This window comes from Yoonia sp. KMU-150, from assembly GCF_056858355.1.
In genome coordinates this window covers 33,505-52,742 of sequence record NZ_JBXEQF010000002.1, presented here as the reverse complement: position 1 = coordinate 52,742, position 19,238 = coordinate 33,505, and the positions used below count along the sequence as shown (strand labels likewise).

18 protein-coding genes are annotated in these 19,238 nt (G+C 59.5%); 11 read left to right on the top strand and 7 right to left on the bottom strand.

The genetic code is table 11. From position 1 onward, the window contains the following. Positions 1-131 precede the first annotated feature (131 nt). Positions 132-761 carry an RNA ligase family protein gene (locus AC04PH_RS13020; protein ID WP_483066247.1) on the bottom strand — a complete coding sequence of 210 codons (630 nt, stop codon included), beginning with the start codon at positions 759-761 and terminating at the stop codon, positions 132-134. A 293-nt stretch (positions 762-1,054) separates the two neighbouring features. Between AC04PH_RS13020 and pnp the strand changes: the two genes are divergently transcribed. The 4 genes from pnp to AC04PH_RS13000 all read left to right on the top strand — a co-directional run bounded on the left by pnp (position 1,055) and on the right by AC04PH_RS13000 (position 5,420). Then, positions 1,055-3,184, top strand: a complete 2,130-nt coding sequence (gene pnp / locus AC04PH_RS13015) for a polyribonucleotide nucleotidyltransferase (RefSeq protein WP_483066246.1) — start codon at positions 1,055-1,057, stop codon at positions 3,182-3,184. A 273-nt stretch (positions 3,185-3,457) separates the two neighbouring features. Continuing rightward, a complete protein-coding gene (locus AC04PH_RS13010) occupies positions 3,458-4,042 on the top strand; it encodes a L,D-transpeptidase (RefSeq protein ID WP_483066245.1) in 585 nt (194 codons plus the stop codon). Positions 4,043-4,181: 139 nt separating this feature from the next. Then, entirely contained in the window at positions 4,182-4,739 is a 558-nt protein-coding gene (locus tag AC04PH_RS13005) for a L,D-transpeptidase (protein ID WP_483066244.1), read from the top strand. A 135-nt stretch (positions 4,740-4,874) separates the two neighbouring features. Next, positions 4,875-5,420: a L,D-transpeptidase gene (locus tag AC04PH_RS13000; RefSeq protein WP_483066243.1), complete on the top strand. Its 546-nt coding sequence runs from the start codon at positions 4,875-4,877 to the stop codon at positions 5,418-5,420. Between the two features lie 58 nt (positions 5,421-5,478). Here the strand turns inward: AC04PH_RS13000 and AC04PH_RS12995 are convergent, their stop codons facing one another. After that, positions 5,479-6,132 carry a peroxiredoxin gene (locus tag AC04PH_RS12995; RefSeq protein ID WP_483066242.1) on the bottom strand — a complete coding sequence of 218 codons (654 nt, stop codon included), beginning with the start codon at positions 6,130-6,132 and terminating at the stop codon, positions 5,479-5,481. Positions 6,133-6,255: 123 nt separating this feature from the next. Here AC04PH_RS12995 and AC04PH_RS12990 point away from each other — a divergent pair, with 123 nt between their 5' ends. Next, on the top strand, positions 6,256-7,701 hold the full coding sequence (locus AC04PH_RS12990; protein WP_483066241.1) for an aldehyde dehydrogenase family protein: 1,446 nt from the start codon (positions 6,256-6,258) through the stop codon (positions 7,699-7,701). A 3-nt stretch (positions 7,702-7,704) separates the two neighbouring features. Here the strand turns inward: AC04PH_RS12990 and AC04PH_RS12985 are convergent, their stop codons facing one another. Together AC04PH_RS12985 and AC04PH_RS12980 are read right to left on the bottom strand one after the other, a co-directional pair. Then, positions 7,705-8,352, bottom strand: coding sequence for a pseudouridine synthase (locus tag AC04PH_RS12985; protein ID WP_483066240.1), 648 nt, complete (start codon positions 8,350-8,352; stop codon positions 7,705-7,707). Beyond that, complete coding sequence (locus tag AC04PH_RS12980; protein WP_483066913.1) at positions 8,345-8,998, bottom strand: YggS family pyridoxal phosphate-dependent enzyme; 654 nt, start codon at positions 8,996-8,998, stop codon at positions 8,345-8,347. The genes AC04PH_RS12985 and AC04PH_RS12980 overlap by 8 nt, the downstream gene beginning before the upstream one ends. A gap of 233 nt (positions 8,999-9,231) precedes the next feature. Here AC04PH_RS12980 and AC04PH_RS12975 point away from each other — a divergent pair, with 233 nt between their 5' ends. The 5 genes from AC04PH_RS12975 to holA all read left to right on the top strand — a co-directional run bounded on the left by AC04PH_RS12975 (position 9,232) and on the right by holA (position 15,050). Beyond that, positions 9,232-10,332: a porin gene (locus tag AC04PH_RS12975; RefSeq protein WP_483066239.1), complete on the top strand. Its 1,101-nt coding sequence runs from the start codon at positions 9,232-9,234 to the stop codon at positions 10,330-10,332. A gap of 159 nt (positions 10,333-10,491) precedes the next feature. Next, the gene (locus AC04PH_RS12970) at positions 10,492-10,923 is read left to right on the top strand and encodes a DUF3576 domain-containing protein (RefSeq protein WP_483066238.1); all 432 of its coding nucleotides are present in this window, start codon (positions 10,492-10,494) and stop codon (positions 10,921-10,923) included. Between the two features lie 77 nt (positions 10,924-11,000). Continuing rightward, entirely contained in the window at positions 11,001-13,547 is a 2,547-nt protein-coding gene (leuS, locus tag AC04PH_RS12965) for a leucine--tRNA ligase (RefSeq protein ID WP_483066237.1), read from the top strand. Between the two features lie 151 nt (positions 13,548-13,698). Next, positions 13,699-14,031: an LPS assembly lipoprotein LptE gene (gene lptE, locus AC04PH_RS12960; RefSeq protein WP_483066236.1), complete on the top strand. Its 333-nt coding sequence runs from the start codon at positions 13,699-13,701 to the stop codon at positions 14,029-14,031. Next, positions 14,028-15,050, top strand: a complete 1,023-nt coding sequence (gene holA / locus AC04PH_RS12955) for a DNA polymerase III subunit delta (protein ID WP_483066235.1) — start codon at positions 14,028-14,030, stop codon at positions 15,048-15,050. Before lptE ends, holA begins: the two co-directional genes overlap by 4 nt. Positions 15,051-15,112: 62 nt before the next feature. On the opposite strand, the gene AC04PH_RS12950 is transcribed toward holA, so the two are convergent. Continuing rightward, positions 15,113-15,313: a hypothetical protein gene (locus AC04PH_RS12950; protein ID WP_483066234.1), complete on the bottom strand. Its 201-nt coding sequence runs from the start codon at positions 15,311-15,313 to the stop codon at positions 15,113-15,115. A gap of 777 nt (positions 15,314-16,090) precedes the next feature. On the opposite strand from AC04PH_RS12950, the gene AC04PH_RS12945 reads away from it, so the two are divergent. Next, positions 16,091-16,753, top strand: coding sequence for a hypothetical protein (locus AC04PH_RS12945; protein WP_483066233.1), 663 nt, complete (start codon positions 16,091-16,093; stop codon positions 16,751-16,753). On the opposite strand, the gene AC04PH_RS12940 is transcribed toward AC04PH_RS12945, so the two are convergent. Together AC04PH_RS12940 and AC04PH_RS12935 are read right to left on the bottom strand one after the other, a co-directional pair. Continuing rightward, entirely contained in the window at positions 16,754-17,923 is a 1,170-nt protein-coding gene (locus AC04PH_RS12940; protein WP_483066232.1) for a TIGR03862 family flavoprotein, read from the bottom strand. Continuing rightward, positions 17,920-19,227, bottom strand: coding sequence for a mechanosensitive ion channel family protein (locus AC04PH_RS12935; RefSeq protein WP_483066231.1), 1,308 nt, complete (start codon positions 19,225-19,227; stop codon positions 17,920-17,922). The genes AC04PH_RS12940 and AC04PH_RS12935 overlap by 4 nt, the downstream gene beginning before the upstream one ends. Positions 19,228-19,238: the final 11 nt, after the last annotated feature.

Below are 19,238 nucleotides of genomic sequence, written 5' to 3'. Positions count from 1 at the left end.
TGAGAACAGAGACGCCTGCCTTTTTGGTGGGCGTTTTTCTGTTTTGACGAAGCAATCATTGTTTAATGCTGTTGAGCAGCGAAAGCCAAGAATGAGCCCAAACCTACCAAGTTGTTGCAGAGCGGCGAATGTCAGCTGTCCCGGTGCAGGCCATTTTTCTTTATCTCAGCCTTTGTCCAATGGGTGTCGCTTTGGACATGCCCCTCCCGAACGTATTTCGCGATATGTGTGGCCATGTCGCTTTCAAGAAATGGTGAAACCGATCTCACAACAAAGCCTTCTTGGTTCTCAAGGTCTAAGAGGTCTAGCACCGACTTGATGGCGGCATTTTTGAACTGGCCTCGTCGAAGTACAGGAACAGGTGCCACGCCCAATTCCTCAAAGCGGCTTAGTGTTTCATCCCAACCCTTGACTTCGTTGTCTACGATCCAAGCAAAGCCGAGGAAATAAGACGGCAAATCGTCATAAGCCACTGAATGCTTTGCAAACAAGTATTCCCCCACAATCCTCTCATCGCCGGAAAGGCTTGGCGAAATGCCAGCCGCATAGGCCTTCATCCAGTCGCGAGATGCGTGGTATCCGCTGTCAGGGCTTCGGGCATGGCAACCGCCCGCGAAGATTGTCGTGTTCTCGCCGTCCATCTTTTCGGTGAACACGACTTCGTCGGCTCCCTGTAGATGTTTAAGGTCTTGGATGATCTTGTCATCACTCCCAACACCCGGGGAGGTAGGCAAGTGGAATGTACGTCCGTATTTCTTCATGCAAATCTAATGGCAGAACCGCTTCGCAGAAGAAAGAGCGCCCCTGAAACGGTCCTTCAATCGGATATGGCGAACGGCAGCAATGTCCCGCAAAGCAGACCTCCGAACCAGACGGCCTAAAGCCCCACACGTCACCCCCTTCCCAAATCCCGCAATCCCCTGTATGGCGCAGCCATCTTGAGACGTATCGGCGCCCGGACCCAGCGCCACCCCGCACGAAGGGCAAGATGAAGGGGTCAGGGGGAATACGCCCCCTATGCAAAGTGGCCAGCGTGCCAAAAGGAAAAACATCTATGTTCAACGAAGTGAAGAAGTCGATGCAGTGGGGCCAAGAAATCCTCACTCTCGAAACCGGCAAGGTTGCGCGTCAGGCAGACGGCTCCGTGATTGCCACGATGGGCGAAACATCCGTCATGGCAAACGTCACATTTGCCCGCAAGCAGAAGCCGGGTCAGGATTTCTTTCCCCTGACGGTGCATTACCAGGAAAAATACTATGCTGCCGGTAAAGTCCCCGGTGGTTTCTTCAAGCGCGAGGCGCGTCCGACCGAGAAAGAGACGCTGACATCCCGCCTGATCGACCGTCCCATCCGCCCTCTGTTCGTCCCCGGCTTCAAGAACGAAGTGCTGGTGATGTGCACCGTGCTGAGCCACGATCTGGTCAACGATCCCGACATGCTGGCGATGATCGCAGCCTCCGCCGCGCTGACGATTTCCGGCGCGCCGTTCATGGGCCCGATTGCCGCCTGTCGCGTGGGTTACGAGGATGGCGATTACATCCTGAACCCCGAGATGGACGACATGCACAACCTGCGCATGAACCCCGAACAGCGTCTGGACCTTGTCGTCGCCGGCACCAAAGACGCCGTGATGATGGTTGAATCCGAAGCCTACGAGTTGACCGAAGAAGAGATGCTGGGTGCGGTGACATTCGCACACGAGCAAATTCAACCCGTCATCGACCTGATCATCGATCTGGCCGAAGATTGCGCGAAAGAGCCGTTTGATTTCCAGCCGGAAGATTACTCTGACCTCTCCGCCGCCGTGAAAGCTGCTGGCGAAGAAAAGATGCGCGCCGCTTATGCGATCACCGACAAGCAGGAACGCACATCCGCTGTGGCCGCTGCCAAGCAGGAAATCATCGACAGTTTGAGCGAAGAACAGCAGGAAGACGGTAACCTTGGTGCCGCGCTGAAAAAACTGGAATCGGCTGTGCTTCGCGGCGATGTGGTCAAGAACGGCAAGCGGATCGACGGGCGTGCGCTCGACACCATCCGCCCCATCGTGTCCGAAACCGGCATCCTGCCACGAACACACGGGTCGGCCCTGTTCACCCGCGGTGAAACGCAGGGTCTGGTCGTGACCACGCTGGGCACCGGCGACGACGAACAGATGATCGACGCACTGTCGGGCATGTATAAGTCGAACTTCATGCTGCACTACAACTTCCCGCCCTATTCGGTCGGTGAAGTCGGTCGTGTGGGTGGCCCCGGCCGTCGTGAGATCGGTCACGGTAAGCTGGCATGGCGTGCGTTGCAGGCGGTTCTGCCCGCGGCAACCGAGTTCCCTTACACCATCCGCGTCGTGTCCGAGATCACGGAATCAAACGGTTCTTCGTCAATGGCATCCGTCTGCGGTGGTTCGTTGTCGATGATGGACGCCGGTGTGCCCCTGAAAGCACCGGTTGCCGGTGTGGCGATGGGTCTGGTCATGGAAGACGACGGATCCTACGCGATCCTGTCCGACATCCTGGGTGACGAAGACCACCTCGGCGATATGGACTTCAAGGTCGCAGGCACTGAAAACGGCATCACATCCCTGCAGATGGACATCAAGATCGCTGGCATCACGCCGGAAATCATGTCCAAGGCGCTGGATCAGGCGAAAGCCGGTCGCCTGCATATCCTCGGCGAGATGGGTAAGGCCCTGACAGGTGCCAAGGATCTGGGCGTTCACGCACCCAAGATCGAGACGATGCAGATCCCGACAGACAAGATCCGTGAAGTGATCGGCTCCGGCGGCAAAGTCATTCGCGAAATCGTGGAAGTTTCCGGTGCCAAGGTCGACATCAACGATGACGGTGTGATCAAGCTGGCGTCGAACGATGCCGAAGCCATCAAGAAGGCCTACGACATGATCCACTCGATCGTGGCAGAGCCGGAAGAAGGCGTGATCTACAAGGGCACGGTCGTGAAACTGGTCGACTTCGGTGCTTTCGTGAACTTCTTCGGCAAGCGCGACGGTCTGGTCCACGTGTCCCAGATCGAGAACCGCCGCCTGAACCATCCGTCGGATGTGCTCAAGGAAGGTCAGGAAGTCTGGGTCAAACTGCTGGGCTTTGACGACCGCGGCAAGGTCCGTCTCGCCATGAAGATGGTCGATCAAGAGAGCGGCGAAGAGATCAAGAAGGGCGACGACGACTAGCTCGCGCCTTTTCGAGTACCAATGATCAAGGCCCCGGTGGATACGCCGGGGCCATTTGCATTTGGATCGAAGAGTTATTGGTCAGCCATTTTTTCCCCTGAGTGTCGGTCCTGGCACCACGCCAACAATATCGAGGTTTCGGGGGCACACATGCCGCCGGGATCGTGGCACAATGGCACCACCGCATCACGCTCACTCTTTTTTGATGGGGAACTTGACGTTGCGGCCCTTAATTGATGAATCAAGTCAAGATTTACATTGGGGGAGCCTGCCATGCTCACACGTCGACATTTCATCACGACCGGGACGGCCCTTGGCCTTTTCGCCGCCCATCCCGCGTTTGCGCAGGAAGCCGAAGCCCCGGCGCCAGAACCTGCGGACCCGCTTGCGCCGACCTTCGTCACGCTTGCCGGTGCGATTCCGGCCAATGAAATCCACATGGACCCGAATACGTTCCGGCTCTACTTCAGCCTCGGTGGGACGCAAGCGATCCGCTATGCCGTCGGCGTCGGCCGTCCCGGCCTGTACGAGCCCGGCGCGTTCTTCGTCGGCGCGAAGCGGGAGTGGCCAAGCTGGACCCCGACACCCGAAATGATCGAGCGTGACCCAGAGAGTTACAAGCAGTGGGAAGACGGGATGCCCGGTGGCCCCAACAACCCGCTCGGCGCACGGGCGCTGTATCTTTTCACACCAGAGCGCGGCGATACGTTCCTGCGCATCCATGGCACAAACGCACCCCGCACGATCGGCACCGCGGTGTCGAACGGCTGTGCGCGCCTGACGAACGAATACATCGTCGACCTTTATGACCGCGTACCAATGCGATCGAAGGTGTTCTTATATCGCCGCACGGGCTGATCCGGCGACGGTGTCCGACACCACTGATGCAAAAAATCCGCAGGGCGCGCAAAACGATGCGGGCCCTGTTCGCGTTTCGACGATTTGCTGCTAGGTCGGTCGGCAATCAAAAAATGATCCGTTGAGCAGGACTGAAACCATGTTGACACGTCGCACTTTCGTGGCAGGGGCTGCAGCATCCGTTTGCGCCGCACCCGCCCTCGCAACTCCGACCATCGTGCGGATCCCTCACAAGTTCATGCCGCAAGAGGTCGCCGTGAACCCGGAGCTTCCTGCCGGGCAGATCCATGTGATCAAGGAACAGTTTTTCCTGTTCTGGACATTGGGTGGCGGCCGGGCACGCCGCTACGGCATCGCGTTGGGCGACACAGGGCGCAACTATACCGGCGTGCTGACGATCCGGCGCAAGGCAGAGTGGCCCAGCTGGACGCCGACTCAAAATATGGTGAACCTCGAACCTGAAATCTATGGTCCCTATCGCAACGGCCTGCCAGGCGGGCATCCGCAGAATCCGATGGGTGCACGGGCGCTCTACCTCTACAACGGCAATGTCGATACCTACTACCGAATCCACGGCACGATGCAGCCTTGGACCATCGGTCAGCAGTTTTCCTCGGGTTGCGTGCGCCTGATCAACGATCATGTCGAAGAGCTTTACGATCAGGTGCCGGTCGGCACGAACGTCTATATTTTCTGATTTTCACTCGTCAGTCAGTTGATGACGCGGGCACCCGAACGGGTGCCCGTTTGCATTTTCGGCTCTGTGGCACACACAAAATTAACGATCATTCCGCAACTTGTATGAACCTGTCACAGCCGGAAGGATGTCGAAATGAAACGCAGGGAATTCCTGTGCGGTGCCATGCTTGCCTCTATCGCACCTGCAACGACAAACGCCGCCCCGCTTCCCGTTGCCTATCAGCCGCAACTGGTCGAGATGAACAGCACGCAGGCCGCCGGTATCATTCATGTGAACACGGCGCAGCGGTTCCTTTACCTGACACTCGGCGGCACGGGTGCGATCCGCTACGGCATTGCGGTCGGCGCGCAGGGACGCGCGTTTCGCGGTCGTGCCACCATCAGCCGCAAAAGGGAATGGCCGGGCTGGACGCCCACCGCCAATATGATCCGGCTGGAACCCGCGGTTTACGGCCCCTTTCGCGCGGGGCTTCCCGGTGGGCATCCGCAGAACCCGATGGGTGCGCGCGCACTTTATCTTTATCGCAATGGCCGCGACACGCTGTTCCGTATCCATGGCACAAATCAACCGTGGACCATCGGCCAATCATTTTCATCGGGCTGTATTCGTCTGACCAACGATCACATCGCCGATCTGTATGCCCGCGTGCCGATTGGTACCCGCGTGATCGTTACATAAACAAAAGCCCCCGGCACGCTGGCCGGGGCTTTTGTCGTCACGCTTGCGGGTCAGCCTCTCAATCCTTGAGTTGGGTCATCCGCAGATAGGGAAGAACGGTCTTGAAATCGCCGAACTTTGCCTTGGCGTCTTCGTCGCTGACCGTGGCGGGGATGATAACGTCGTCGCCGACGTTCCAGTTTGCTGGCGTGGCAACGCCGCGGCCCGTCGAGGTTTGCAACCCGTCCAGTGCGCGCAGCACTTCGGCAAAGTTGCGCCCGACGGTCATCGGATAGGTCATCGACAGTTTCAACTGCTTGTCGGGTCCGATGATGAAGACCGATCTCACTGTGGCGCTGTCCGCGGGAGTGCGTCCGTCGGGCAGGTATGCTTCTGCAGGGAGCATGTCGAAAGCCTTGGACACCTCCAGCCCGGCATCGGCGATGATCGGGAAACCGGCAGCAGCACCGCCGACCTTTTCGATATCGCCTTTCCATTTCTTATGATCCTCAACACCGTCGACTGAAACGCCGATTACTTTTGTGCCACGCTTTTCCCATTCGTCGGCCAGCTGCGCGACTGCACCGAATTCGGTCGTGCAGACGGGCGTGAAATCCTTGGGATGGGAAAACAGAATGGCCCAGCTGTCGCCGATCCAGTCATGCAGGTCAAAGCGGCCCTGATCGGTCTCGACGGACAGGTTGGGGATCGTGTCGTTGATACGCAGGCTCATCTCGTGCTCCTTTGATGTGTGTCGTTGAGGCCAATATAATCTTCTGGATCGGAACCGCCACCGCCGCTTGCACCGGGCGTGATGCGATGACACGGTGGCTGAAAATATCCAAGGATTTGTCCCATGATCGAGAAACGTGACTTCTATATCAACGGTGCATGGGTCGCCCCGGCACAGGCCCACGATCACGATGTGATCGACCCATCGACGGAAGAACCCTGCGCGGTGATTTCGCTGGGTGGGCAAGCCGATACCGATGCCGCCGTCGCCGCAGCGTCAGCCGCCTTTCCGGGCTGGGCCGCGACGCCGCCACGGGAACGGGCGCGTTATGTTCAGGCGATCCTGAAAGAATACGAAGCGCGTGCCGAGGATATGGCGCAGGCGATCAGCATGGAGATGGGCGCGCCACTGAAACTGGCGCGCGAAAGCCAGGCCCCGTGTCTGCCCTGGCATACAGAAGGATTTCTTGAAGCGTTCGATCAGATCGCCTGGGATCGTCCCCTGCGGGACGATGCCCCGACCGACCGGATCATCATGGAGCCCATCGGCGTCGTCGGCTTGATCACGCCGTGGAACTGGCCGATGAACCAGGTCACGCTGAAGGTCATTCCGGCCTTGCTGGCGGGTTGCACCGTCGTGCTGAAGCCGTCGGAAGAGGCACCGCTGTCGTCCATGGTCTTTGCCGAGATCGTCGATGCGGCAGGTGTACCCGCAGGCGTTTTCAACCTCGTGAACGGCGATGGCGCAGGCGTCGGCACACAGCTTTCCGCGCATGAGAATGTGGCGATGATTTCCTTCACCGGCTCCACCCGTGCAGGCAAGGCGATTTCGCGAGCGGCTGCCGACACGCTCAAGCGGGTCACGCTGGAACTGGGCGGCAAAGGGGCCAACGTCATTTTCGCGGATGCGGATGAGAAAGCGGTCAAGCGTGGCGTGATCCACTGCATGCAGAATACGGGCCAGTCCTGCAATGCGCCGACGCGGATGCTGGTCGAGCAGTCGTATTACGACGAAGCGGTAGAGATCGCGACCCAGGTGGCCGAGGCGACCAAGGTCGGCCCCGCGTCCGAAGAGGGCAGGCATATCGGCCCTGTCGTCAACAAGACGCAATGGGACAAGATCCAGGGATTGATCGAGACAGGCATCACCGAAGGCGCACGCCTTGTGGCCGGCGGACCCGGCCTGCCGGAAGGCGTGAACCGCGGCTATTTCGTGCGCCCGACGGTGTTTGCCGATGTAAAGCCCGGCATGACGATCGAGCGCGAGGAAATCTTTGGCCCGGTTCTGTCGATCATGCCGTTCAAGGACGAGGCGGAGGCCATTCGCATCGCAAATGACACGCCTTACGGCCTGACCAACTATGTGCAGACGCAGGATGGTGCACGGCGCAACCGGATGGCGCGCGCGCTGAAATCCGGGATGGTCGAGATGAACGGAGAGAGCCGCGCGCAGGGTTCGCCATTCGGCGGGGTCAAGCAATCCGGCCGGGCGCGTGAGGGCGGTGTTTGGGGTATCGAGGAATTTCTGGAGGCGAAAGCCGTATCCGGGTGGGACCCGAGCGCGCCTTGATTCTCAGAACGGCGGTTTCGCGGTAATTTTGGTGCCGCGTCCACCGTCCGGGTGGCGGAACTGCAGGCTTTCGGAATGCAGCATCAGGCGCGGGTAATCGCGCGCGGGGCCAGTGGCGTAGAACGGATCGCCAAGGATGGGATGGCCCAAAGCCAGCATATGCACACGCAACTGATGCGATCGTCCGGTCTTTGGCATCAGCCGCACACGGCTTTCACCATTCCGGACCCGCAGCGCACGCCAATCGGTTACCGCCTGCTTGCCGTTCTCATGATCCACCATCTGACGGGGTCGGTTGGGCCAATCCACGATCAGCGGCAGATCGACAGTACCGGTTTGTTCCGCCATTTCGCCTTGGACACGCGCGACATAGGTTTTCTTTGTCTGACGCTTTTCGAATTGCAGGCCAAGATGCCGTTGCGCGTGCGGTGTCAGCGCAAAGATCATCACTCCAGAGGTGTCGCGATCCAAGCGGTGCACCAGAAGCGCCTGCGGAAATACCGCCTGCACCCGGGAGATCAAGCAGTCGGACAGGTGTTCACCCTTACCGGGCACCGACAACAGCCCGCTCGGTTTGTTGACCAAAAGCACTTCATGATCATCGTGCAGGACCTCAAGTGGGTCCTGCGGCGGCGCGTAGGTGTCAGTCATATACACGTTCGCCAAAGATCGCGGACCCGACACGCACATGAGTCGCGCCAAGAGCAATGGCGCTTTCATAATCGCCGCTCATTCCCATCGAGAGACTGGATAGGTCATTTCGGGCCGCGATCTTTGCAAGCAATGCAAAATGCAGGGACGGCTCTTCGTCGACCGGCGGAATACACATCAATCCTTTGACCGGCAGATCGAGCGCACGCGCCTCGGCAATGAAGTCATCCGTGTCCGCGGGTAGAACACCCGACTTCTGTTCTTCTTCGCCCGTATTCACCTGAATGAACAGATCGGGGCAACGCCCCATTTCCTGCGCCAGACGCGCGAGTGTATTGGCCAGCTTGGGCCGGTCGAGGGTATGGATCGCATCGGCCAGCTCCATCGCCTGCCGTGCCTTGTTGGTCTGCAGGGGGCCGATCAGGTGCAGCGCAACACCGGCATAGGCTTCGCGGAAGTCAGGCCACTTGCCCGCCGCTTCCTGCACCTTGTTCTCTCCAAAAACCCGGTGGCCGGCATCGAGAATCGCTTTGACACGGTCATTTGGCTGCACCTTGGAAACCGCAATGAGGGTCGCATCATCTTTGGGGCGCCCCGCCTTTGCCAGCGCCGCCTGCATCCGTTCCGTAATTTCACCAAGCGACATCGCCAGCACCCTGTATTTGTTGTAGGAATCCCCGATGCCCGTGAAATATGGGGTTTCGCCCGCTTTGTCATGGTTGAAAACGGGCAAAATCGTGTGTGACCTCGTTGCATCATTTCGGACAGACGCACGGCGGGCAATCGTAAAGACCTTGAGTGTGCAGCCGCTTGGGCGCAGTTACACACCCAATGCTAGACGATCTGGCATCTTGGGAATGCAAACACGAGGGAATATCCATGAAAAGCATCCTTCTTACCTCGACTGCCCTGGTCGCCTTCGCTGGCGCCGCTGCAGCCGACGGCCACGCCGCAGTATCTTTCGGCCTGGGCGGAACTCTGGGTTACAACGACACCGTAGCAGCCACCGGCGACAACGAAGATGGCTTCTACTGGGAAGGTAACCTGATGGTTACCGCAACTGCCGAGCTGGACAACGGCCTGACAGCTGGTGCCTACTTTGAAGTGACCGTCGGTCAAGACGATGACGACGCAAACGACGACGGCGGCATCGCGCTGTCCTCTTCCGACTTCGTTCTGTCGCTGACTTCCGACACCGCAAGCCTGTACTTCGGTGACACTTCCACCGCCGCCACGAAGCACTGGGTTGCTGCTGGCGACATGGAAGCCGATGACTTCACAACCGGTTCCGACTCCGCAGTTCTGCGTGGCGACGTCTCCATCGCTGGTTTCGAAACCTCGCTGTCGTACATCTATGACGACGCACGTGCAGAAGTCGAGCAGCTGTCGATCGGTGCTGCCGGTTCCTTCGGTGCATTCACTGTTGCAGCAGCTTACCAGGAAGAAGTCACTTCCGGTTTCTCCGCTGGCGGCGACTTTGACGCTGACGAAGTCTACGGTATCTCGGTTGGCGCAACGTTCGCTGGCGCAACTGTGACCGCAGCCTACGCTTCCAACGAGACCGAGGGCACTTCGTCCACCGGTATCAAGGTTGCTTACCCATTCGGTCCGGTCACCGCGACTGGCTACTACGTCATGGAAGACGGTTCGGGTAACGGTGAAGATAACTACGGTGTTGCAGTGTCCTATGCTGACAACGGCATCGCAGTCACGGTCGACTACCAGGACGACCAGGGTACTCAGAAGTACTCCGTCGACGGCTCCTACGACCTGGGCAACGGCCTGGCCGTTATCGCCGGTGTCGAGAACCAGAACGAAGGTGACGAAGTCGACTACTACGTCGGTGCGACCTACGATCTGGGTGGCGGTGCTTCCGTTCTGATGACATATGCAGAAGATGCAGATGGCGACCAGGAAGACGAAATCGGCGCAGGTGACTACCAGGAAGGTATCACTGTCGAGGTCTCCTTCGCGTTCTAATCGAACCGAAACGACTTAAGTCAGAGCGGTCCTCCGGGGCCGCTCTTTCTTTTTAGACGCAGCCGTTGTTCGCGGGGCCGATCCTGCCGCTAAATGGCTTGTGACAGTGGCGGGGCTTCGTTAAACAATTTCAGAGGAATTACCCCAAGGGGAACGGTTTTGAAGGCAATTCAGCGCAATACGCGGCTTACGATCGGGCTGGCGACGGTGATGACACTTTCGGCATGCGGCAGCCTGTTTGGCGGGGGGCCTGTCGACGCCACGCGCGAGGCAGTCCGCACACGCGGCGCAGAGAGCGTTGCAGTCAATCGTTACATCTGGGCCGCCTCCATCGACGTGCTGAACTTCCTGCCGATCGAAAGCGTCGATCCTTTTACCGGGGTTATCGTATTCGGCTATGGCCGCCCGCCCGGTGCAGCGCGCGCCTATCGCGGGACAGTCTACATCAACGATCCTGCGCTGGATGCGCGGTCGCTGAACGTCGCCCTGTCGACGCAATCCGGCCCGGTGGCTCGTGAAACGCAGCGTGCCATCGAGGACGCGATTCTATCACGCGCGCGCGAAATCCGCAGCGGCGATGCTGATCTCTAGTCAAGACACACCACACAGAGTATGACCATCGCCGGGCCACCAAGCCCGGCGTTTCCCGTTCAGAAAGATACTATTCCATGGCGACCTATTCCCCTTCCGAGATCGAGCTGAAATGGCAGAAGGCCTGGGATGCCGCTGAAACCTTCAAGGCTGTCCGGGACGAGAGTAAACCGAAATACTATGTACTGGAGATGTTCCCGTATCCCTCCGGTGCGCTGCATATTGGTCATGTGCGCAATTACGGCATGGGCGATGTGGTGGCACGCTATATGATGGCGACGGGACACAACGTGCTGCACCCGATGGGCTGGGATGCTTTCGGGATGCCCGCCGAAAACGCGGCTATGGCCACAGGCATCCATCCGAAGGAATATACCTACGGCAACATCGCCGACATGAAGCGACAATTCAAAACACTGGGCCTGTCGCTGGACTGGAGCCGGGAATTCGCGACCTGCGATCCGGAATACTATGGTCAGCAACAGGCACTGTTCATCGACTTTCTGGAAAAGGGCCTGATCTATCGCAAGAAGGCGGTGGTGAACTGGGACCCGGTCGATATGACCGTTCTGGCCAACGAGCAGGTCATCGACGGCAAGGGTTGGCGATCCGGTGCCGACGTCGAGCGTCGCGAGTTGGTGCAGTGGTTCTTCAAGATCAGCGACTATTCGGAGGAATTGCTGTCGGCGCTGGACGGACTGGACAACTGGCCCGCCAAGGTCAAGCTGATGCAGGCCAACTGGATCGGCAAATCCCGCGGCTTGCAGTTTTCTTTCGGCCTGCTCGACGGCCCGGCGGGGCATGACCGTGTCGAGGTTTACACGACGCGACCCGACACGCTGCTGGGCGCGTCCTTCGTCGGCATTTCACCGGACCATCCGCTGGCCAGGGAACTGGAGCGTGACGACGCCGATCTGGCCGCCTTCAACGAAGACTGCCGCAAAGGCGGGACGACCGAAGAAGCACTGGAAAAGGCCGAAAAGCGCGGCTTCGATACCGGATTGCGGGTGCGCCATCCGTTCGATACCGCTTGGGAACTGCCGGTCTATGTCGCCAATTTCATCCTGATGGACTATGGCACCGGCGCGATCTTCGGTTGCCCGGCGCATGATCAGCGCGATTTCGAGTTCGCCACCAAATACGATCTGCCGATCATCGCGACATATCTGCCCGAGGCAGAGGCATCGCCGGATCTGACCGAGGCCTATGTGCCGGCGAAGACCGAAACAGTGCATTACTGCAAAGGATTCGCGGGAGAGACCGAACAAACAGGCAATGCCGCCGTCGATGCCGCTATCGCCTTTTGCGAAGAAAACGGTGTCGGACATGGTGTCACGAAGTACCGTCTGCGCGACTGGGGGCTGTCGCGGCAGCGTTACTGGGGCGCGCCGATCCCCGTGGTCCATTGTGACGCTTGCGGTGTGGTACCGGAAGCCAAGGAGAACCTGCCCGTCAGGCTTCCGGAAGACGTCAGCTTCGACGTGCCGGGAAACCCGCTCGACCGTCATCCGACGTGGCGCGACTGCACCTGCCCTGAATGCGGCGGGCCCGCGACCCGCGAGACCGACACGATGGACACCTTCGTCGACTCCTCGTGGTACTTCGCGCGGTTCACCGCACCTGACTCTGCGACGCCGACCAATGCAGCGGACGCCGCCTACTGGATGAACGTCGATCAATACATCGGTGGGATCGAACACGCGATTCTGCACCTGCTGTATTCGCGTTTCTTTGCCCGCGCGATGCACCTCACCGGGCATCTGCCCGCCGCGGCCATCGAACCGTTCGACGCGCTGTTTACGCAAGGCATGGTGACCCATGCAATCTACCAGACGAACGGTGCGGATGGGCGGCCGGTTTATCATTTCCCGAAAGACGTGACCGACGGCAAGCTCGCCGATGGCACAGAGGTCAGCGTGATACCCTCTGCCAAAATGTCGAAGTCGAAAAGAAACGTCGTCGATCCGGACGCGATTATCGCCACCTATGGCGCAGACACGGCGCGCTGGTTCGTCCTGTCCGACAGCCCGCCCGAGCGTGATGTGGAATGGACGGCCTCCGGTGCGGAAGCCGCGTTCAAACACCTGAACCGTGTCCACCGGATCGCGCACGAGATTGCGACGGCTGACCCAAGCGACGGTGGCCCGGCCGATGACGATCTGCTGCGCGCGATGCACAAGACCATCCGCGACGTGACCAACGGGCTGGACTCCTTCGGCTTCAACGCGGCGATTGCCAAACTCTATGGGTTCACGGGCACGTTGGCCAAATCCACCGCAGGTACAGAGACCAAAATGCTGGCGGCCCGTGTGCTTGCACAGCTGATGGCCCCGATGACCCCGCATCTGGCCGAGGAAATCTGGGCGTTGCTTGGGGGCGAGGGGCTGATCATCGATGCACCCTGGCCCATTGCAGACGACGCGATGCTGGTCGAGGACGCCGTAACGCTGCCGATCCAGATCAACGGAAAGCGGCGGTCCGAAATTTCGGTCGCACCCGACGCGCCGAAGACAGAAATCGAGAAACTGGCCCTTGCCGATCCGGCGGTCGTCAAAGCGTTGAACGGTGGACAGCCCAAAAAACTGATCGTCGTACTTGGACGGATCGTGAACATTGTCATCTGACGGGTCATATCGCCCGACTCGCAGGACTGCCGTTGCAGGTTTCGCTCTGCTGGCAGGCTGCGGGTTTACGCCGCTTCTGGCGCCGGGCGAAACGGGACATGCGTTACAGAACGCGATTGCGTTCACGACGCCCGAAACAGTCCCGGGTTTCATGTTGCGACGCCGCCTGGAAGATCGCTTCGGGCGCGCGCAGGACAGCCGCTATGATCTTGACGTTACGCTGAATTACACCCAAAGCCCCGCGACGATCACTGTCGACGGTGACACGACACGCTTCAACCTGGTCGGACGTGCAACATGGGTTCTGTCAGGAAACGGTGCTGACCCGGCATCGACCGGAACCGTCGAGACATTCGCCAGCTATTCCGCCACCGGATCGACTGTTGCGACGCAGACCGCACGTCGCGATGCCGAGGCACGATTGGCGAGGTCTTTGGCCGATCTGGTCAGCGCGCAGGTTATCGTAGCGGTCGATACCCCATGAAGCTCTCCGGCCCCGCTGCGAGCGCCTATTGCCGCAAACCGGACCCCGATCATGCCGGAATACTGATTTTCGGCATGGACACGATGCGTGTCGCGGAAAAGCGCCAGCAGGTGATCGCCGCGCTCGTCGGTCCGCAGGGTGAAGAGGAAATGCGCCTGACGCGGATCAATGCCGCAGATCTGCGCAAGGACCCGGCGCTGCTTGACGATGCGATCAAGGCGCAAGGATTCTTTCCCGGGCATCGCCTTGCATTTGTGGAGGACGCGACGGACGGGCTGTCAAAACTCTGCGACAGCGTTCTGGCTGACTGGCGACCTGGTGATGCGCAACTGGTCGTCACCGCCGGTTCGCTCACCGCGAAATCCGCACTTCGCAAGGTTTTCGAGCCGCGTAAGGACGCCGTATCAATCGGCATCTACGATGATCCCCCGACACGGGACGACATCACACAAGTCCTGCGTGATGCGGGTATCGACGCACCGGGGCAGGACGTCATGGATGCGATTTTCGCGCTGGCGCAATCGCTGGAACCCGGTGATTTCCGGCAGACGATGGAGAAGGTCGCACTCTATAAACGCGATGACCGGACCCCGCTGAGTATCGCCGACGTAATGGCCAACGCGCCGCAATCGGCGGATGTCGACGTCGATGACGTTTTGGCGGTCGTGGCCGCGGGTCAGGCCGATCAAATCGGACCTGTATTGCGCAATCTCTACGCGCAGGGCGTGACACCTGTCACGCTGTGCATCGGGGCAACGCGCTATTTTCGCACGCTCCATACAGTCGCGGCGGACCCGGGCGGTCCGAATGCAGGGATCGGACGGTTGCGCCCGCCTGTATTCGGCCCGCGACGCGACAAGATCGTCCGTCAGGCCAGCCATTGGGGACGGGACCGCCTTGAGCGCGCCCTGACCGCCCTGACCGACACCGACCTTATGATGCGCAGTGCCGGTCAGACACCGGATCGAGCGCTGGTCGAACGGGCGTTGATCCGACTGGCGATGATGGCACGTCGTTAGACCCGAAAACGAAAAAAGGCAGGTCATGCGACCTGCCTTTTCAATCTATCTTCGAAACGTCGTTAGAACGACGCGGATGCCGCAACCAATGCACCCAATACACCAAGCACGATCAAACCAGGGCTGATCGAACCGGCAGGTGCAGGTGGATCAACGATCACGTTGGGCGGTGGCACGATTGTCGGCGAAAGGCCACCGGCTGTTGCGGTCGTCGCGGCTGTGGCGACGACGCCAGCGGCGAGAAGCGTGGTGAATTTTTTCATAATAAGGTCTCCTCCTGTCGATATTCTAAAATGAAAAAGAGGCCGACGCAATGTCGGCCTCTTTCAATGGTCTCTAATCAGGGATTAGAAAGAAGCAGAAGCTGCAACCAGAGCACCCAGCACACCCAGAACGATCAGACCGGGGGAGATGGAACCAGCAGGAGCTGGCGTGTCAACGATGACAACAGGGGCTTCAGCGACGACTGGGGCCAGGCCACCAGCGTTTGCAGCAACGCCGGAAACTGCGATAGCAGCTGCGGCAGCAAGAGTAGTTGTAAGGCGCATGTCGGTACTCCAAATTAATGCACGTTGTGAACGATCAACGCTTGTCTATCCACGTTGTTCCGCGAAAACAAGTAGCGAATTCCATTAGCGAAGTCAGCAGCAGAAATAGCGAAATATCATTTTCCCGCAACACCCGATTGGTAGATACGACCGCATTCCGGTGGTACCATGGAGAGATGGGTTTCTGTAAATATTAAAGATTTCAGATACTTGGACTAAAATAGGTATGTTTTCACCACTTCCAAATACGGACCTTCAGTGGGCAACTTACCCTCGTGCCGCGGTCAAAACGATGCGTCGATGCAACAGTGTATGCTGCGACACAGCATTGCAACCCCGACCGTTTCAGCGGGATTCCGCGGATGGTGCCGATTTGGAACCGGTTTTACCGAATCTGCGGCGCCGATTTCAGCGCAGCACAGGATTGCGGCGGCAATATGGCCACAATCCAAGGGCGACGGTTTCTTAATCTCCGGCGGGCAGGCTGCAAGGATGATCATTTCCCATGCCCGCCGATTCGTTTTCTTTCCCGATCCGCTGGACGGATCACCGGCATTAAGCCGCGGCTTCGAACCTTTCGGCGACGTGGACATTTCCGAAACGAAGGACCGCAGCGCGCCGGTTCCGTTCACGTCAGACATGTCCCCGGAGGAGGCGGAGTGGGCGTTCGACGCGATGGGGTTGGCTTTTCGCAGCTACCTTCGCGTTGCGGTCGTGCAGAACCCCTATCTGCGGATGGCACAACTTTATGATCGGATCGCAAGGACCGATCCGATCTGGCGTACACGGATGCGGACAGGGCTGGGCCAGCCGTCGTTCGGAAACTGGCTGACATCGACGCGGCCAGACGGGCACGGGGCAGCAGGGCGGCACGGCCCACGGTGGCGACGCCACGCCGCCTGGAGCGCGCGCCATTGGTGCGGCAGTTGCATCAGCCATGTGATCAGGCAGGAAGCGGTGGAAGAAGACCTGACGACCGTTCTGGGCATCTTGGGGATTGCGCCGGCTTTTGAAAACACGCTCTGGCGCTCAACGACTACAAAGGACTGGATGCGCCGCTACGACGACAGGTCAATCCAACTGATGAACGCCAGATACGCCTGGGACCTTGCACAATATGGATACCGATGCCCCGCGCGCCGCGCCGCGGTATAGTCAGCCAAGCGCATATCCGACTGCAGCGGCACCGGCATGCCGACCTGTCGCAAGGCACGCGGTGAGCAGATAGCCGCCTGTCGGAGCCTCCCAATCCAGCATCTCGCCCGCGCAGAAGACGCCGGCTTTTATCTTGAGCATCAGCCTATCGTCCAAATCCGCAAATCGGACTCCGCCTGCGGTCGATATCGCCTCGTCGAGCGGGAAAAGCGCCGTGACGGGGAGGTGCAGCGATTTGAGCGCGCACGCAATCGCATCCGGCGCTGACAGATTCATGCCGCGCGTCACCTCGTGAAAAAGTGCGGCCTTGACCGGTGACAACCGAAGCCGGTTACGCAAGATGTTCGAGAGCGACATCTTTCTGGGCATGCCAGCAAGGCGCGCGGTCAAGACTGACTGCGCCACATCCGGCATCAGATCGACCACAAGCGGCGCACCGTCGCGGACGGCTGCAGAGACCGTGTAAACGCCACCGCCTTCCAGCCCCCGTGCGGTCAAGACACATTCGCCGCGCGAGGTCGTGTCACCGGCCGTCAGCCTGATGCCCTTCAGTGGCGCACCGAAGTGCCGGGCCATATGGATCGTCCATGCCACCGCGAGGCCCGCGTTCGCCGGTCGAAACGGTGCGACGTCATCCAGAAGCGCCGTCCAGGCACCGTCAGAACCAAGCCGTGACCAGCTTGCCCCGCCCAAGGCGAGAACGACAACATCGGCATGCACTTGAACCGTGCCGTCCGGTGTGGCGAACAGCACGCCGTCATCGACCCAGCCGGTCCAGCGCCAGCGCACCCGACGTGCGACGCCAAGACCGTCCAACCGGGCCAGCCACGCCCGCAGCAATGGCGATGCTTTCATCGCTTCCGGGAAGACCCTGCCGCTTGATCCCGTAAATACCGGCTGCCCCAGATCTGCCGCCCAATCGACAACGTCTTTTGGGCAGAATGCGGCGAGTGCGGTCGCGAGCACCGGTGGTATAGCGCCGTAGGCGTTCAGGAACTCCTCCCACGGTTCGTCTTTCGTCAGGTTCAGACCCGACTTGCCCGCCATCAGAAACTTGCGTCCGAAGGACGGCATCGCGTCAACCACTGTGACATGCAGCCCCGCACTTGCCATGACATCGGCGGCCATCAGACCTGCAGGCCCGGCACCGATCACCAATGCGGTCTTCACGTGGGCAGGCCACCCTTGATTTCGACGACCCGCTGCGGGAACGGGATTTCGATGTCATGTTCCTTGAGCGCGTTCCAGATCAGGAACAGCACGTCCGAAGTATATTTGTTCTTCCCGTCGTCGATCCCCTCGACCCAGAATTCCACCGCGAAATCAATACCGCTGTCGCCAAACCCCCGAAGCTCGCAATCCGGTGGCTCAGGCGTCTGGAGCACACCGGGATGTTTCGACACCGCTGCGGCGATGATATCAGGCACCTTGTTGATGTCGGTGTCGTAGCTGACGGAAAATTCCGCCTCCAGCCGATTGGCAGACCCGCTGTCTGAATAGTTCACGACGCGGGTCGTGATGAAATCCTCGTTCGGAACGACGATCCAGCGCCCGTCAAAGGTTTCAAGGAATGTGGCACGGGCCGTCATGCGAATGATCGTGCCTGCCTCGCCGCCGTCGAGTTCGACATAATCACCGACAGTCGCCTGCCCTTCGACAAGCAGGATTACACCTGAGATGAAATTGGATGCGATCTTTTGCAGGCCGAAGCCGAGACCCACACCGACAGCACCCCCAAGAACGGCAAGCGTGCTGAGATTGACGCCGATGATGTTCATCAGCAGCAGGAACGCCAGACCGAAAATCGCGAACTCCGCCGCCTTTACGAGCAATTGACGGATTGCCGGGCGCACGGGCTGTTTCTCGATATAGGCCGCCGATTGGCTGTTGGACCAATGGCCAAGCCAGAAAAGCAGGCTGCCCGCGATCACACCGCGAATAATCGCCATGAGTGAAAAGCTGATGTTACCGACAGTGACCCGCGTTTCGGAAAGACTGAACATCACAGGATCGAGGATGCCCAGCGCATAAAGCGCCCCGACCGGGATCAGGACGAATTTGCCCAGCAGATGCAGAAACGGATCGGTAAGGATATCGCGCGCGAAAGCGCGGATCGCCAGGAACAGGAAAACACGTTTGCCAAAAGCAATGACCGCGCCTGACCCGAACAGTGAGCGGACGACCAATTCACCAAGTGCGGTAAAGCCGTAGGCCAGAAGCGGCAGCAAGAGCGGCAGCAAGCGCAGCACAAAACGGCGGACCTTGGCGATGATACCATGGTTGTCGGACGCCGGGGTCAGCAGCCTTGTAATGCGCGGGCTGGCAACGCGGTTGACCAGCCGTGCAAGCAGGTAGGACACGACCAGCAAGGCGAATTGCGACCATGCGGCAGGAGACAGAAGCCATTCGCGGCCCAGCGCGATGGCCTGATCCAGATACCCCATCGCCGTATCAAGAATGACTTGCGGTTCCATCTATCCCCCAC